The following is a 13272-nucleotide window of genomic DNA, read 5'->3' as shown; positions in this document are numbered from 1 at the left end:
AGCAGTGCCCATGCCAGCCCCGGCCAAGGGGCGTGACAGAGCCCAGGGGCCGCAACGAATCCATTACCAGGGCCCGCCTTTGGTGCAAGGCGGCGCTCCGTGCCTTGGCCGGGGGCAGTCAAGTGTGAGACGGTTGCCGCGGCCGTCTCACAAGGAAAAGATCATGACCACGCCTCGCCTCGCCGTCCTGGGTTCCGGTCTCATGGGCATCGGCATCGCCGTGCATCTGGCGCGCCACGGCCATGCCGTGCGGCTGCAGGACGTCGACCCCGTCCGCCTCGCCGAGGTGGCAGCCACCGCGCGCACCCTGCTCGCCGAGCTGGAAGAAGCCGACATCGCGGTGGACACCGAGGCGGTGATCGCCCGCCTGACCACCACCACCGACCTGGCCGATCTCGCCGATTGCGACCTGCTGTTCGAAGCCGTGCCCGAGCGCCTGAAGCTCAAGCACCGGCTCTATGCCCAGCTCGAAGCCGTGCTGCGCCCCGATGCCCTGATCGCCAGCAATACCAGCGGCCTGCCACCGGACGAGCTGGCCGCGCACCTGCACCATCCCGAGCGCCTGCTGATCGCCCACTTCTGGAATCCGCCGCACTTCATCCCGCTGGTCGAGCTGGTGCCCGGCACGGCCACCCTGCCCGCCCATCTGGAATCCGTGCGCCAGCTGCTGGAGGCCGCCGACCTGGAGGCCGTGGTCTTGCAGCACGCCATTCCCGGCTTCGTCGGCAACCGCCTGCAATTCGCCCTGCTGCGCGAGGCCCTGCACATCGTGCAGAGCGGCGCGGCGGATGCCGAGACGGTGGACCGGGTGATGCGCGCCTCGCTGGGCCGGCGCTATGCCATGGTCGGTCCGCTGGAAGCGGCGGACATGGGCGGCCTGGACACCTTTCGCGACATCGCCAGCCACCTCTGGCCAACCCTGGCGCGGGACGAGGCGCCGCTGCAGCTGCTGGAAGACCAAGTGGCGGCCGGCCGTACCGGCCTGCGCAGTGGTGCGGGCTTTCACGAGTGGGACGCGGCGCGGCGCGAGCGTATCGTCCAGCGCCGGCTGCACCAGCTGCGCCATGCGCTGAAGCCATGAGTCGCACTTCGCCCGGCCTGCCGGACCTGGAGGACTACGCCGAGATCCGCCAGCGGGCGATCCGCTCGCTGTTCGAGATCATCGAGCAGACCAGCAATGGCACGGTGATCGTCGACCGCGAGGCGCGCATCGTCTGGATCAACCAGAGATACGCCCAGCACTTCGGCCTGCCGGATGCCGCCGCCGCCATCGGTCAGCCGGTGGAACAGATCATTCCCCACAGCCTGCTGCGCGAGGTGGCGCGCAATGGCCAGCCGATCCTGCTGGACATGCTGGAGACCCGCAACGGACCGCTGGTGGTGATGCGCCTGCCGATCCATACCGACGAAGGCGAGTTGATCGGCGCCATCGGCTTCGCCCTGTTCGACCAGCTGCAGCAACTGGCGCCGCTGGTGACCCGCTACCTGCGCATCCAGGAAGAGCTGGCCACCACCCGGCGCTCGCTGCAGCATGCACGCACCGCCAAGTATGGTTTCGGCCACTTCGTCGGCAGCGGACCGGCCAGCCTGGAGGTCAAGCGTCGCGCCCGGCGCGCCGCCGCCAGCGAGGCCGCGGTGCTGCTGCTGGGCGAGACCGGCACCGGCAAGGAGTTGCTGGCCCACGCCATCCACGGCGCCTCGCCACGCGCCGGGCGGCCCTTTGTCAGCATCAACGCCGCGGCCATTCCGGAAAGCCTGCTGGAAGCGGAATTTTTCGGTACCGCGCCCGGCGCCTTCACCGGCGCCGAGCGACGGGCCCGCCCGGGCAAGCTGCAGATCGCCCAGGGCGGCACCCTGTTTCTCGACGAGATCGGCGACATGCCCCTGGCCTTGCAGGCCAAGCTGCTGCGGGTGCTGCAGGAAAAGGAGTACGAGCCGCTGGGCTCCAACGAGGTGCTGGCCTGTGACGTGCGCATGATCGCCGCTACCTCGCGTGACCTGGACGTCGCCGTGGCCGAGGGGCGCTTTCGCGCCGATCTCTATTACCGGCTCAATGTCCTGCCGATCCGCATTCCACCGCTGCGAGAACGCCTCGACGACCTGAGGGTGCTGGCCGAGGCCATCCTCGCTGACCTGCGCAAGCTGAACGGACAGCCAATGCCCGAATTCACCACCGACGGCCTGGCGCTGCTGCAGCGCCAACCCTGGCCCGGCAACGTGCGCGAGTTGCGCAACGTGCTTGAGCGCGCCGTGCTGCTGGGTGACGACAGCCAGCTGGATGCCGCGGCGCTGACGGCGGCCCTGGGCATCGCCCCCGCTCCCTCGACGACCGGCGAATCAGTCAGTTACCGGACCGGCGAAACCTACGCCCAAGCCCGCCAGCGCTTCGATCGCGAGCTGCTGCAGGGCGCCCTGGCCGCCTGCGGTGGCAAGGTGGAAGAAGCCGCGCGCCGCCTGGGTCTGGGGCGGTCAACGCTGTACAAGAAGCTGGTGGCGCTAGGGCTAATGTCTCAAACATGAGACATGTCCAGATATAGAGACGAAGTCCGTAGGAGCGGCCCATGGCCGCGATAGATCGTTTATCGCGGCCATGGGCCGCTCCTACAGAGTCACGGCGTAGGCTGGTTTGAAACCGCTTTATCGTCGAAGGCCAACATTGCCGCCCGTGGACTGATGTTGGGCTTCGCTTCGCTCAGCCCAACCTACGGGGTCCAGCTTTTGAGACAATCTATCGGTAGCGGGCAGAGATCAAAATAAAATCTTATACAAAACAACAACTTACAAAGCTGGCACGGTTCTGGCTCCTGCATTCGGGCGATTCCTGCATCGCCCTTATAACAACAAGAACCGCTTCGCCCCAGGCGAAGCTCTAGGAGAAGCCATGAGTGTCCTGATTGCACTCGCCGCCCTGGCGCTGCTGATGTTCGCCGCCTACCGGGGTTTCAGTGTCATCCTCTTCGCCCCCCTCGCCGCCCTCGGCGCCGTGCTGCTTACCGATCCGTCCGCCGTGGCGCCCGCCTTCACCGGGGTGTTCATGGACAAGATGGTGGGCTTTCTCAAGCTCTACTTCCCGGTTTTCATGCTGGGCGCCCTGTTCGGCAAGCTGATCGAGCTGTCGGGCTTTTCCCGCGCGATCGTCGCCGCAGCCATCCGCCTGCTCGGTCGCGAACGGGCCATCCCGGTGATCGTCGCGGTCTGCGCCCTGCTCACCTATGGCGGCGTCTCGCTGTTCGTGGTGGTCTTTGCGGTCTATCCCTTCGCCGCCGAGATGTTTCGCCAGAGCGACATCCCCAAGCGGCTGATCCCGGCGACCATCGCCCTGGGCGCCTTCTCCTTCACCATGGATGCCCTGCCCGGCACGCCGCAGATCCAGAACATCATCCCCACCAGCTTCTTCCAGACCACCGCCTGGGCCGCGCCCTGGCTGGGCCTGGCCGGTTCGCTGTTCGTCATAGCCGTTGGCCTGACCTACCTCGGCAGCGCCCGGCGCAAGGCCCGCAACAGTGGCGAGGGCTATGCCAGCGTGCCGCTGCGCAACGAGCCCGAGACCGCCGCCGACCTGCCGCTGCCCAACCCCTGGCTGGCCCTGGCGCCGCTGGTGCTGGTAGGCGTGCTCAACCTGCTGCTGACCCGCTGGATCCCCGACTGGTATGGCGCCACCCATAACCTGGCCCTGCCCGGCATGGCCAAGCCGGTGACCCAGGAGGTGGCCAAGCTGACCGGTATCTGGGCGGTCGAAGGCGCGCTGCTGGCGGGCATCCTGCTAGTGCTGGCGACCGGCTTCGGCGCCATCCGCGGGCGCCTGGCGGAAGGCAGCAAGACCGCCGTCTCCGGCGCCCTGCTGGCCGGGATGAACACGGCGTCGGAATACGGCTTCGGCGCGGTGATCGCCGCCCTGCCCGGCTTCGTGCTGTTCGCCCAGGGCCTCAAGGCCATCCCCGATCCGCTGATCAACGAGGCGGTGAGCGTGACCCTGCTGGCCGGCATCACCGGTTCCGCCTCGGGCGGCATGAGCATCGCCCTGGCGGCCATGAGCGACACCTTCATCGCCGCCGCCAATGGCGCGGGTATTCCCCTGGAAGTCCTGCACCGGGTGGCGGCCATGGCCAGTGGCGGCATGGACACCCTGCCGCACAACGGCGCGGTGATCACCCTGCTGGCGGTGACCGGCCTGACCCACCGCGAAGCCTATGGCGGCGTGTTCAAGATCACCCTGATCAAGACCGTGGCGGTGTTCTTCGTCATCGCCCTCTACTACCTGACCGGCCTCGTCTAAGGAGACCACCATGGACCTCACCGGCAAGACCGCCCTGGTCACCGGCTCCACCAGCGGCATCGGCCTGGGCATCGCCCAGCGCCTGGCCGCCGCTGGCGCCACCCTCATCCTCAACGGCTTCGGCGATCCCGCTGCGGCCCAGGCCAGCCTCCCCGGTCGCTCGGGTTTCCACGGGGCCGACCTGTCCAGGCCGGAGGAGATCGAAGACCTCTTCGCCTACGCCAAACGCGACTTCGGCGGCGTGGACATCCTGGTCAACAACGCCGGCATCCAGCACGTCGCGCCGGTGGAGGACTTTCCGGTGGAGCGCTGGGACGCGGTGATTGCCCTCAATCTCTCGGCCGTGTTCCACACCACCCGTCTGGCGCTGCCGGGCATGCGCGAAGGCAACTGGGGCCGCATCGTCAACATCTCCTCGGTGCATGGCCTGGTGGCCTCCACCGGCAAGGCCGCCTATGTCGCCGCCAAGCATGGCGTGGTGGGTCTGACCAAGGTCACCGCCCTGGAAACCGCCCGCACCGGCATCACCTGCAACGCACTGTGCCCAGGTTTCGTGCTCACCCCGCTGATCCAGCAGCAACTGGACAGCCGTGGCAGCGATCCGGATCAGGCACGTCGCGACCTGCTCAGCGAAAAGCAGCCGTCGCAGGATTTCGTCACCACCGACCAGCTGGGCGAGCTGGCGCTGTTCCTGTGCAGCGACGCCGCCGCCCAGGTGCGCGGCGCCGCCTGGACCATGGACGGCGGCTGGACCGCTCAATAACGACAAGAGGATCTCCGTCATGAACAAGCTCTATCCCAACGCCGCGGCCGCCCTCGACGGGCTGGTCGGCGACGGCATCACCCTGGCCGTGGGCGGCTTCGGTCTCTGCGGCATTCCCGAGGCGCTGATCGCCGCCCTGCGCGACACCGGCGCCCGCGAACTGACCGCCATCAGCAACAACGCCGGGGTGGACGGCTTCGGCCTCGGCCAGCTGCTGGAGACCCGGCAGATCCGCAAGATGATTTCCTCCTACGTGGGCGAGAACAAGGAATTCGAGCGTCAGTATCTGGCCGGCGAACTGGAGCTGGAATTCACCCCCCAGGGCACCCTGGCCGAGAAGCTGCGCGCCGGTGGCGCGGGCATCCCGGCGTTCTACACCCGCACCGGCTACGGCACCCTGGTGGCCGAGGGCAAGGAGGTCCGCGACTTCAATGGCCAGCCGCATGTCATGGAACTGGCACTGACCGCCGACGTGGCCCTGGTCAAGGCGCAACGCGCCGACAAGGCCGGCAATCTGGTATTCAACAAGACCGCGCGCAACTTCAATCCGCTGTGCGCCATGGCCGGTCGCGTCTGCGTCGCCGAGGTGGAAGAGCTGGTGGAAGTCGGCGAGCTGGACCCCGACCAGATCCACCTGCCCGGCATCTTCGTGCAGCGCCTGGTGGTCAACGCCAATCCCGAGAAACGCATCGAGAAACGCACCCTGAGCGAGGAGAAGTAAGATGGCCTGGACCCGCGAACAGATGGCGCAACGCGCCGCCCGGGAGCTGCAGGACGGCTTCTACGTCAACCTTGGCATCGGCTTGCCGACCCTCGTCGCCAACTACATCCCCGCCGGCATGGACGTCTGGCTGCAGTCGGAGAACGGCCTGCTCGGCATCGGCCCCTTCCCCACCACCGAGACGGTCGACCCGGACCTGATCAACGCCGGCAAGCAGACCGTCACCGCCCTGCCCGGCAGCAGCTATTTCGACAGCGCCGCCAGCTTCGGCATGATCCGCGGCGGTCACGTCAACCTGGCCATCCTCGGCGCCATGCAGGTGTCGGCCCAGGGTGACCTGGCCAACTGGATGATCCCCGGCAAGATGGTCAAGGGCATGGGCGGCGCCATGGACCTGGTGGCTGGGGTGCAGCGCGTGGTGGTGCTGATGGAGCATACCGCCAAGGGCGCCCACAAGATCCTGCCGGCTTGCGACCTGCCGCTGACCGGGGTCGGCGTGGTCGACCTGATCATCACCGATCTGGCCGTGCTGGAGGTGACCGAGGGCGGTCTCCGGCTGGTGGAGCTGGCCGAAGGCGTCAGCCTCGATGAACTGCGCGCCGCCACCGGCGCCCCCATCCAGGCCTGAGGAGATCCCAGCCATGCAAGACGTCGTCATCGTCGCTGCCACCCGCACCGCGGTCGGCAGTTTCCAGGGCTCCCTGGCCAATGTGCCCGCCGTGGAGCTCGGCGCCACCGTCATCCGCGCCCTGCTGGAGCAGACCGGCGTGGCCCCGGCGCAGGTGGATGAAGTCATCCTCGGCCAGGTGCTCACCGCCGGCGCCGGCCAGAATCCGGCGCGCCAGGCAGCGGTCAAGGCCGGCCTGCCCCACGAAGTGTCGGCCCTGACCCTGAACAAGGTCTGCGGCTCCGGCCTCAAGGCGGTGCAGCTGGCGGTCCAGGCGATCCGCTGCGGCGACGCCGAGATCGTCATCGCCGGCGGCATGGAGAACATGAGCCTGGCGCCCTATGTGCTGCCCAAGGTACGCACCGGCCTGCGGCTGGGCCATGCCGAGCTGGTCGACTCCATGCTCAGCGATGGGCTGTGGGATGCCTTCAACGACTACCACATGGGCCAGACCGCGGAGAACCTGGTGCAGAAGTACCAGCTCAGCCGCGAGGCCCAGGACGCCTTTGCCGCGCGTTCCCAGCAGCACGCCGCGGCAGCGGTGGAATCCGGCCGCTTCCGCGAGGAGATCACCCCGGTGGCCATTCCCCAGCGCAAGGGCGAGCCGCTGCTGTTCGACACCGACGAGGGCATCCGCGCCGATACCACCGCCGAGGGACTGGCGCGCCTGCGTCCGGCCTTCGCCAAGGACGGCAGCGTCACCGCTGGCAACGCCTCCAGCCTCAACGACGGCGCCGCCGCGGTGCTGGTGATGAGTGCGGCCAGGGCGGCCGCCCTGGGTCTGACACCGCTGGCGCATGTCGCCGCCTACGCCAGCGCCGGAGTGGACCCGGCGATCATGGGCATCGGCCCGGTCTCGGCCACCCGCAAGACCCTGGAAAAGGCCGGCTGGCAATTGGCCGACCTGGACCTGATCGAGGCCAACGAAGCCTTCGCCGCCCAGGCCCTGGCCGTGGGTCAGGAGCTGGGCTGGGATGACGAGAAGGTCAACGTCAACGGCGGCGCCATCGCCCTGGGCCATCCCATCGGTGCCTCGGGTTGCCGGGTGTTGGTGACCCTGCTGCACGAGTTGCGTCGGCGGGAGGGTCGGCGTGGCTTGGCGACCCTGTGCATCGGCGGTGGCCAGGGCGTGGCCCTGGCGGTGGAGCGGCGTTAAAGCCTATCGCGGCCATGGGCCGCTCCTACAGGTCCGGAGACCACCGTAGGAGCGGCCCATGGCCGCGATCAATGCATCACCGTCCCGCACTACACTCCCACAAAAAACAACAACAAAAGGATCCACCATGAGCTCAACCCCTTCCCGCGATTCGCGCAGCGCGCGGTTCGCCCTGGCCTGTTCCAATTGGGCCGAGCGCTGGTTTCCCGATTCCTGGGTGTTCGCCGTGCTCGCCGTGGCCGTGGTGGCCCTGGCCGCCCTCGGCATGGGCGCCCCCGCGGCCAAGACCGCCAAGGCCTTTGGCGACGGTTTCTGGAGTCTGATTCCCTTCACCATGCAGATGGCCTTCGTGGTCATCGGCGGCTATGTGGTGGCCAGTTCCGGTCCGGCCGGGCGCCTGATCGAGCGCCTGGCGCGGGTGCCCCGGACCGGCCGCGGCGCGGTGTGCTGGGTCGCCCTGGTGGCCATGCTCGCCTCCCTGCTCAACTGGGGCCTGAGCCTGGTGTTCGGCGGCCTGCTGGTGCGTGCCCTGGCCCGCCGCGAAGAACTCAAGATGGACTATCGCGCCGCTGGCGCCGCGGCCTACCTGGGCCTGGGCGCGGTCTGGGCGCTGGGCCTGTCGTCGTCGGCGGCCCAGCTGCAGGCCAATCCGGCCAGTCTGCCGCCATCGATCCTGGCCATCACCGGGGTGATCCCCTTCAGCCAGACACTGTTCCTCTGGCAATCCGGCGCCCTGCTGCTGGTGTTGCTGGTGGTCTCGGCGGTGATCGCCTATGTCACCGCGCCAGGACCGGACAGCGCGCGCGATGCACGCGCCTGCGGTGTCGAAGTCACCCCGGCGCCCAAGGCCGCAGACAAGCCAACCCGTCCGGGCGAATGGCTCGAATACAGTCCGATCCTGATCGTGCTGCTGGTCTTGCTGGCCGCCGGCTGGCTGGTACAGGAATTCGCCAGCAAGCCGGCCATCGAGGCCATCTCCGGGCTGAACACCTACAACCTGCTGTTCATCAGCGTGGGGGCCTTGCTGCACTAGCGGCCGCGGCACTTCCTCGACGCCGTGGCCCGGGCCGTGCCGGCCACCACCGGGGTGCTGATCCAGTTCCCGCTGTACGGGTCCATCGCCGCCATCCTGACCAAGGTCAACGGCACCGACGGCCAGACCCTGGCGCACCATATCGCCGCGTTCTTCACCCAGATCGCCACCCACGACACCTACGCCCTGTTGATGGGGGTCTATTCGGCGCTGCTGGGGTTCTTCATCCCCTCGGGCGGGGGCAAGTGGATCATCGAGGCGCCCTATGTGATGCAGGTAGCCAACGACCTGCAATATCACCTGGGCTGGGCCGTGCAGATCTACAACGCCGCCGAGGCACTGCCGAATCTGATCAATCCCTTCTACATGCTGCCGCTACTGGGCGTGCTGGGGCTGAAGGCGCGCGACCTGGTCGGCTTTTCCTTCGTGCAGCTGCTGGTCCATGCACCCTTGGTGCTGGTGCTGCTGTGGCTGTTGGGGGGAACGTTGGCATATCTGCCGCCGGTACACCCGTAGCTCGGGTGGGGCGCAGAAAGTAAGGCGGGAGGGGTAAAGCGGGAGCCGGCTGAATCTCAGCCGGCGATGGCCAGACGGGTACTGTCGATGATGGCCTGCAGGCGGCTCGGGGTGCTGTATTCGTCGCGGTAGATCCGGCGGGTGTGCTTGGCCACGCCATGCTCGTTGACGACGATGAAGGAAAAACCCCGCTTGCTGGGGGCGTCGATGACGCAGCTCATCGGCGCGAAAGCGGCGCTGAGGGCATGCATGGCGTTCTGGGCTTGGGCTTGTATGTTCATGACTTCAGTTATAAACCTCACGTGTGACGCTGCTATGACAAAGGTCTTGACCGATAGTGCCTAGACTTTCCAGTTATTGTTAGCAATAGGCGTGCCGGAATGTAACAAGGCCTTTTCCGACACGCCCTGCCCTTACTTGCCGGCAGCCTGCTGGCGACGCTTGGCTCGCCGCGACAGCATGTTCAGGCCCTCGATCAGCGCCGAGAAGGCCATGGCCGCGTAGATGTAGCCCTTGGGCACATGGGCGCCGAAACCCTCGGCGATCAGGGTCATGCCGATCATGATCAGGAACCCCAACGCCAGCATCACGACAGTGGGGTTCCTGTCGATGAACTTGGCCAGGGGATCGGCCGCCAGCAACATGACGGTCACCGCCACCACCACCGCGATCACCATCACCGGCAGGTGCTCGGTCATGCCCACGGCGGTGATGATGCTGTCCACCGAGAACACCAGGTCCAGCAAGAGGATCTGCACGATGGCGGAGCCGAACGCCAGGGTCGCCGTCTCGCCGCCCTTGGTCAGGGCGCTGTCGGGCTCGGGGTCGACGTTGTGATGGATCTCCTTGGTCGCCTTCCACAACAGGAACAGGCCACCGGCGATGAGGATCAGGTCCTTCCAGGAAAAGCTCTTGCCGAAGACCTCAATGATCGGCTCGGTAAGCTGGACGATCCAGGCCACGGTGCCGAGCAGACCCAGGCGCAGGATCAGCGCCAGGCTGATGCCGATGCGACGGCCCTTCTGCTGCTGGTGAGCGGGCAGCTTGTTGGTCAGGATGGAGATGAAGATGAGGTTGTCGATGCCCAGCACCACCTCCATCACGATCAGGGTGGCCAGGGCAGCCCAGACGGTCGGGTCGGCGGCGAGTTGTAGCAGATAGTCCATTGCGGCACGGTTCCAGTGGGAAGAGAAAGGCCTGACAGGGTCAGGCCGCAGGTCTCACCATCAGAGCCTCGCGCCTGTGAAATGCTCGTGAAGGCCTCTGCCGCAATTGTTTCAAACTGTCGCAGCGGTACGCCGCTGGACGAAGCGCGCCACGTAGTCGTCGGCCGGCTGGCCGAGGATGTCCGCGGGGGTACCCACCTGCACCAGTCGACCGTCGCGCAGAATGGCGATGCGATTACCCAGGCGCAGTGCCTCGTCCAGGTCATGGGTGATGAAGACGATGGTCTTGTGCAGGCGCTGTTGCAGCTCCAGCAGTTGCTCCTGCATCTCGGCGCGGATCAGCGGATCGAGGGCGGAAAAGGCCTCGTCCATCAGGATGATCTCGGTATCCGCCGCCAGGGCACGGGCCAGGCCGACCCGCTGGCGCATGCCGCCGGAGAGCTGGTGCGGCCACTTGCGCTCGTAGCCGGCCAGGCCCACCACCTCGAGCCAGTGCAGCGCCCGTTCGCGACAGACCGCCTTGGGCTCGCCCCGCACCTTGAGGCCGTAGGCGACGTTGTCCAGCACCCGCCGATGGGGCAGCAGGCCAAAGCTCTGGAACACCATGCTGATGCGCTGGCGGCGCAATTCGCGCAGCGCCGGCAGCGGCAGTTGCAGGATGTCCTGGCCATCGATGAGGATGCGCCCGCTGCTCGGATCGATCAGCCGATTGAAGTGGCGCACCAGGGTCGATTTGCCGGAACCGGAGAGGCCCATGATGACGAAGATCTCGCCTTCGGCGATTTCCAGGGACAGATCGTCCACCCCCACCACGCAACCCGTGCGGGCGAGGATGTCGGCCTTGTCGTGCCCCTCGCGGAGCAGGGCCAGGGCAGCCTGCTCGCGTTTGCCGAAGATCTTGGAGACCCGCTCGACGACGATCTTCATCGCTCCACCTCGTGGCGCTGGCGGCCATAGGCCTGGGTGATGCGGTCGATGACCACGGCGAGAATGACGATGGCCAGTCCCGCCTGCAGGCCCTTGCCCACGTCCAGGGTCTGGATGCCCACCAGCACCTCTTCACCAAGACCCCGGGCGCCGATCATGGAGGCGATCACCACCATGGACAGCGCCATCATGGTGGTCTGGTTGATGCCGGCCATGATGCTTGGCAGCGCCAGCGGCAGCTGCACGCCGAACAGCTGCTGCCAGCGACTGGCGCCAAAGGCGTTGACAGCCTCCATGACCTCGCGATCGACCTGGCGGATGCCCAGGTCGGTGAGGCGGATCAGCGGCGGCGCGGCATAGATCACCGTGGCGAAGATCGCCGGCACCTTGCCCAGGCCGAACAGCATCAGCACCGGGATCAGGTACACGAAGCTGGGCATGGTCTGCATGATGTCCAGTAGTGGCATCAGCACCAGACGCAGACGGGCGCTACGAGCGCAGAGAATGCCCAGGGGGATGCCGATGATCACCGCGATGGCGGTGGCCACCAGCACCAAGGCCAGGGTCTGCATCAGCTTGTCCCACAGCCCCAGGGCGCCGACCAGGAACAGCAGTCCGGTGATCAGCAGGGTCGGCAACACTCGTCGGGTGGCATGGGCGGCCAGGGCCGCGACGATCAGCAGCAGCGCCCACCAGGGGGTGCCGCGCAGCAGGCCTTCAAGCCAGACGATGGCCTGCAGCAGGGTGTCGGAGATGGTCCGGAAGACGTCGCCGTAGCGGGTCACCAGCCAGTCGACACCGCGATTGACGGCGTCGGCGAAGGAAAAGGTCAGACCTTCGGGAAACATCCTAGAGCGCCGCCTGGATCTTGCTGCGCGCCGCGGCGTCGGTCACCCAGGCCTGCCACAGTTCGGGATGGGCCTTGAGCAGCGCCTTGGCCGCGGCGGGGGCGTCCTGCTTGGCTTCGGCCTGCTCGGCCAGGGTGCGGTTGAGCAGTTCGATGGGTACGTTGACTCGACTCAGCACGGCCACCAGCTCGGGGGCGCCGTCGTGGAAAGGCTTGGAGAGGCCGGCCTGCACCTGGATGCGCTTGGCTTCGCCGTCACGGGGCTTGAGCTGCACCATGTCGACTCGGCCCAGCAGCGGCGTCGGCGACCAGTAGTAGGTCAGGATCGGCTGCTTGCGCCGGGTGGCCGAGACGATGGCCGCATCCAGCGCCGGTCCAGTACCCGGGCGGAAGTTGGTGTATTTGTCGCTCAGGCCGTAGCTCTGCAGCATCTGGGTGTTTTCCAGTTCGCAGGTCCAGCCGGCCGGGCAATTGTAGAAGCGGCCCTTGCCCGGTTCTTCCGGATCACGGAACAGCTCGGCGTACTGACCCAGGTCGGCGATGCTCTTCAGGTTGGGGGCCTTGGCGCCCTCGCCTTCCACCAGATAGCGTGGCACGTACCAGCCTTCGGTGGCACCTTCTATAGGAGCGCCCACGCCGACCACCTTGCCAGCGGCGGCGGCCTTGTTCCAGGCCTCGCTGCGGCCTATCCACTCCTCGGCGAACACCTGGATGTCGTTGTTGCCCAGGGCCTGCTCCAGGGTGATGGAGTTGCCGGGGATGCTGTCCACCTTGCAGTCATAGCCGTGCTGCAGGACGAAGCCCATCAATTCGGAGAGCAGCATGCCGCTCTCCCAGTTCACCCCGGCGAACTTCACCGGCTTGCTGGCGCACCAGCTGTCGGCCTGGGCGGTGCCGGCGGCGAGCAGGCCAAGGGAGAGGCCGGCGGCCAGGAGGGAACGGCGGGGAAAGGCTGTGGGCATGGGTGACTCCGTCTGCACTGGGAGGGCCAGGGCGGCAGAGCCGTTCCGCTGGCGATCCTACCTTGGTCAGCGCCGCGGGCTCAGGGTTCAGCCAGAGCGCTTGGGGCCGCCCCTGTGAGGCTCGCGGGCGCTGAACACAGCGTCGTGCTCTGGTCGATCAAGCGGCGCCACCCAGACCCGTCGACCTCTCCCTCGCCGCAATGACACTCGCACGGACGACCGCTGCGCTCGAACTTTG

The 13272-nt window shown here is 67.2% G+C and carries 12 protein-coding genes and 1 pseudogene; 8 read left to right on the top strand and 5 right to left on the bottom strand.

Annotated elements, in window-relative coordinates; genetic code table 11:
* Positions 1-163: 163 nt before the first annotated feature.
* The 8 genes and pseudogenes from OMP44_RS06100 to OMP44_RS06065 all read left to right on the top strand — a co-directional run bounded on the left by OMP44_RS06100 (position 164) and on the right by OMP44_RS06065 (position 9132).
* On the top strand, positions 164-1081 hold the full coding sequence (locus OMP44_RS06100; protein WP_280306988.1) for a 3-hydroxyacyl-CoA dehydrogenase family protein: 918 nt from the start codon (positions 164-166) through the stop codon (positions 1079-1081).
* Positions 1078-2520 carry a sigma-54 interaction domain-containing protein gene (locus tag OMP44_RS06095; protein WP_280306986.1) on the top strand — a complete coding sequence of 481 codons (1443 nt, stop codon included), beginning with the start codon at positions 1078-1080 and terminating at the stop codon, positions 2518-2520. Before OMP44_RS06100 ends, OMP44_RS06095 begins: the two co-directional genes overlap by 4 nt.
* A gap of 361 nt (positions 2521-2881) precedes the next feature.
* Positions 2882-4276, top strand: a complete 1395-nt coding sequence (locus tag OMP44_RS06090; protein ID WP_158896688.1) for a GntP family permease — start codon at positions 2882-2884, stop codon at positions 4274-4276.
* Between the two features lie 10 nt (positions 4277-4286).
* Positions 4287-5039: a 3-hydroxybutyrate dehydrogenase gene (locus tag OMP44_RS06085; RefSeq protein ID WP_059314355.1), complete on the top strand. Its 753-nt coding sequence runs from the start codon at positions 4287-4289 to the stop codon at positions 5037-5039.
* A 19-nt stretch (positions 5040-5058) separates the two neighbouring features.
* The gene (locus OMP44_RS06080; protein WP_133859480.1) at positions 5059-5760 is read left to right on the top strand and encodes a CoA transferase subunit A; all 702 of its coding nucleotides are present in this window, start codon (positions 5059-5061) and stop codon (positions 5758-5760) included.
* Position 5761: 1 nt separating this feature from the next.
* Positions 5762-6388, top strand: a complete 627-nt coding sequence (locus tag OMP44_RS06075; RefSeq protein ID WP_187978927.1) for a CoA transferase subunit B — start codon at positions 5762-5764, stop codon at positions 6386-6388.
* Between the two features lie 13 nt (positions 6389-6401).
* Positions 6402-7583 carry an acetyl-CoA C-acetyltransferase gene (locus tag OMP44_RS06070; RefSeq protein WP_280306984.1) on the top strand — a complete coding sequence of 394 codons (1182 nt, stop codon included), beginning with the start codon at positions 6402-6404 and terminating at the stop codon, positions 7581-7583.
* A 127-nt stretch (positions 7584-7710) separates the two neighbouring features.
* Positions 7711-9132 (top strand): annotated as a pseudogene (locus tag OMP44_RS06065) (short-chain fatty acid transporter).
* Positions 9133-9188: 56 nt separating this feature from the next.
* Here the strand turns inward: OMP44_RS06065 and OMP44_RS06060 are convergent.
* From OMP44_RS06060 to OMP44_RS06040, 5 genes are all read right to left on the bottom strand, one after another.
* Positions 9189-9413, bottom strand: coding sequence for a hypothetical protein (locus OMP44_RS06060; protein WP_059314350.1), 225 nt, complete (start codon positions 9411-9413; stop codon positions 9189-9191).
* A gap of 132 nt (positions 9414-9545) precedes the next feature.
* A complete protein-coding gene (locus OMP44_RS06055; protein ID WP_158896822.1) occupies positions 9546-10298 on the bottom strand; it encodes a TerC family protein in 753 nt (250 codons plus the stop codon).
* Positions 10299-10409: 111 nt separating this feature from the next.
* The gene (locus OMP44_RS06050; RefSeq protein WP_133859485.1) at positions 10410-11225 is read right to left on the bottom strand and encodes a quaternary amine ABC transporter ATP-binding protein; all 816 of its coding nucleotides are present in this window, start codon (positions 11223-11225) and stop codon (positions 10410-10412) included.
* Entirely contained in the window at positions 11222-12073 is an 852-nt protein-coding gene (locus tag OMP44_RS06045) for an ABC transporter permease (protein ID WP_133859486.1), read from the bottom strand. The genes OMP44_RS06050 and OMP44_RS06045 overlap by 4 nt, the downstream gene beginning before the upstream one ends.
* 1 nt (position 12074) lies before the next feature.
* Positions 12075-13034: an ABC transporter substrate-binding protein gene (locus OMP44_RS06040; protein ID WP_187978924.1), complete on the bottom strand. Its 960-nt coding sequence runs from the start codon at positions 13032-13034 to the stop codon at positions 12075-12077.
* Between the last annotated feature and the right edge of the window lie 238 nt (positions 13035-13272).

It is taken from the genome of Pseudomonas flavocrustae (assembly GCF_029872515.1).
In the GTDB taxonomy this organism is placed as follows: Bacteria; Pseudomonadota; Gammaproteobacteria; order Pseudomonadales; family Pseudomonadaceae; genus Chryseomonas; species Chryseomonas aestiva.
The sequence above is the reverse complement of the archived record's forward strand: the minus strand, read 5'-3'. Positions and strand labels throughout refer to the sequence as shown.

Bases quoted from the DNA above. Each gene is read 5' to 3' on its own strand.
- OMP44_RS06100 (WP_280306988.1), top strand. From the start codon at position 164: ATGACCACGCCTCGCCTCGCCGTCCTGGGTTCCGGTCTCATGGGCATC.
- OMP44_RS06095 (WP_280306986.1), top strand. From the start codon at position 1,078: ATGAGTCGCACTTCGCCCGGCCTGCCGGACCTGGAGGACTACGCCGAG.
- OMP44_RS06090 (WP_158896688.1), top strand. From the start codon at position 2,882: ATGAGTGTCCTGATTGCACTCGCCGCCCTGGCGCTGCTGATGTTCGCC.
- OMP44_RS06085 (WP_059314355.1), top strand. From the start codon at position 4,287: ATGGACCTCACCGGCAAGACCGCCCTGGTCACCGGCTCCACCAGCGGC.
- OMP44_RS06080 (WP_133859480.1), top strand. From the start codon at position 5,059: ATGAACAAGCTCTATCCCAACGCCGCGGCCGCCCTCGACGGGCTGGTC.
- OMP44_RS06075 (WP_187978927.1), top strand. From the start codon at position 5,762: ATGGCCTGGACCCGCGAACAGATGGCGCAACGCGCCGCCCGGGAGCTG.
- OMP44_RS06070 (WP_280306984.1), top strand. From the start codon at position 6,402: ATGCAAGACGTCGTCATCGTCGCTGCCACCCGCACCGCGGTCGGCAGT.
- OMP44_RS06060 (WP_059314350.1), bottom strand. From the start codon at position 9,413: ATGAACATACAAGCCCAAGCCCAGAACGCCATGCATGCCCTCAGCGCC.
- OMP44_RS06055 (WP_158896822.1), bottom strand. From the start codon at position 10,298: ATGGACTATCTGCTACAACTCGCCGCCGACCCGACCGTCTGGGCTGCC.
- OMP44_RS06050 (WP_133859485.1), bottom strand. From the start codon at position 11,225: ATGAAGATCGTCGTCGAGCGGGTCTCCAAGATCTTCGGCAAACGCGAG.
- OMP44_RS06045 (WP_133859486.1), bottom strand. From the start codon at position 12,073: ATGTTTCCCGAAGGTCTGACCTTTTCCTTCGCCGACGCCGTCAATCGC.
- OMP44_RS06040 (WP_187978924.1), bottom strand. From the start codon at position 13,034: ATGCCCACAGCCTTTCCCCGCCGTTCCCTCCTGGCCGCCGGCCTCTCC.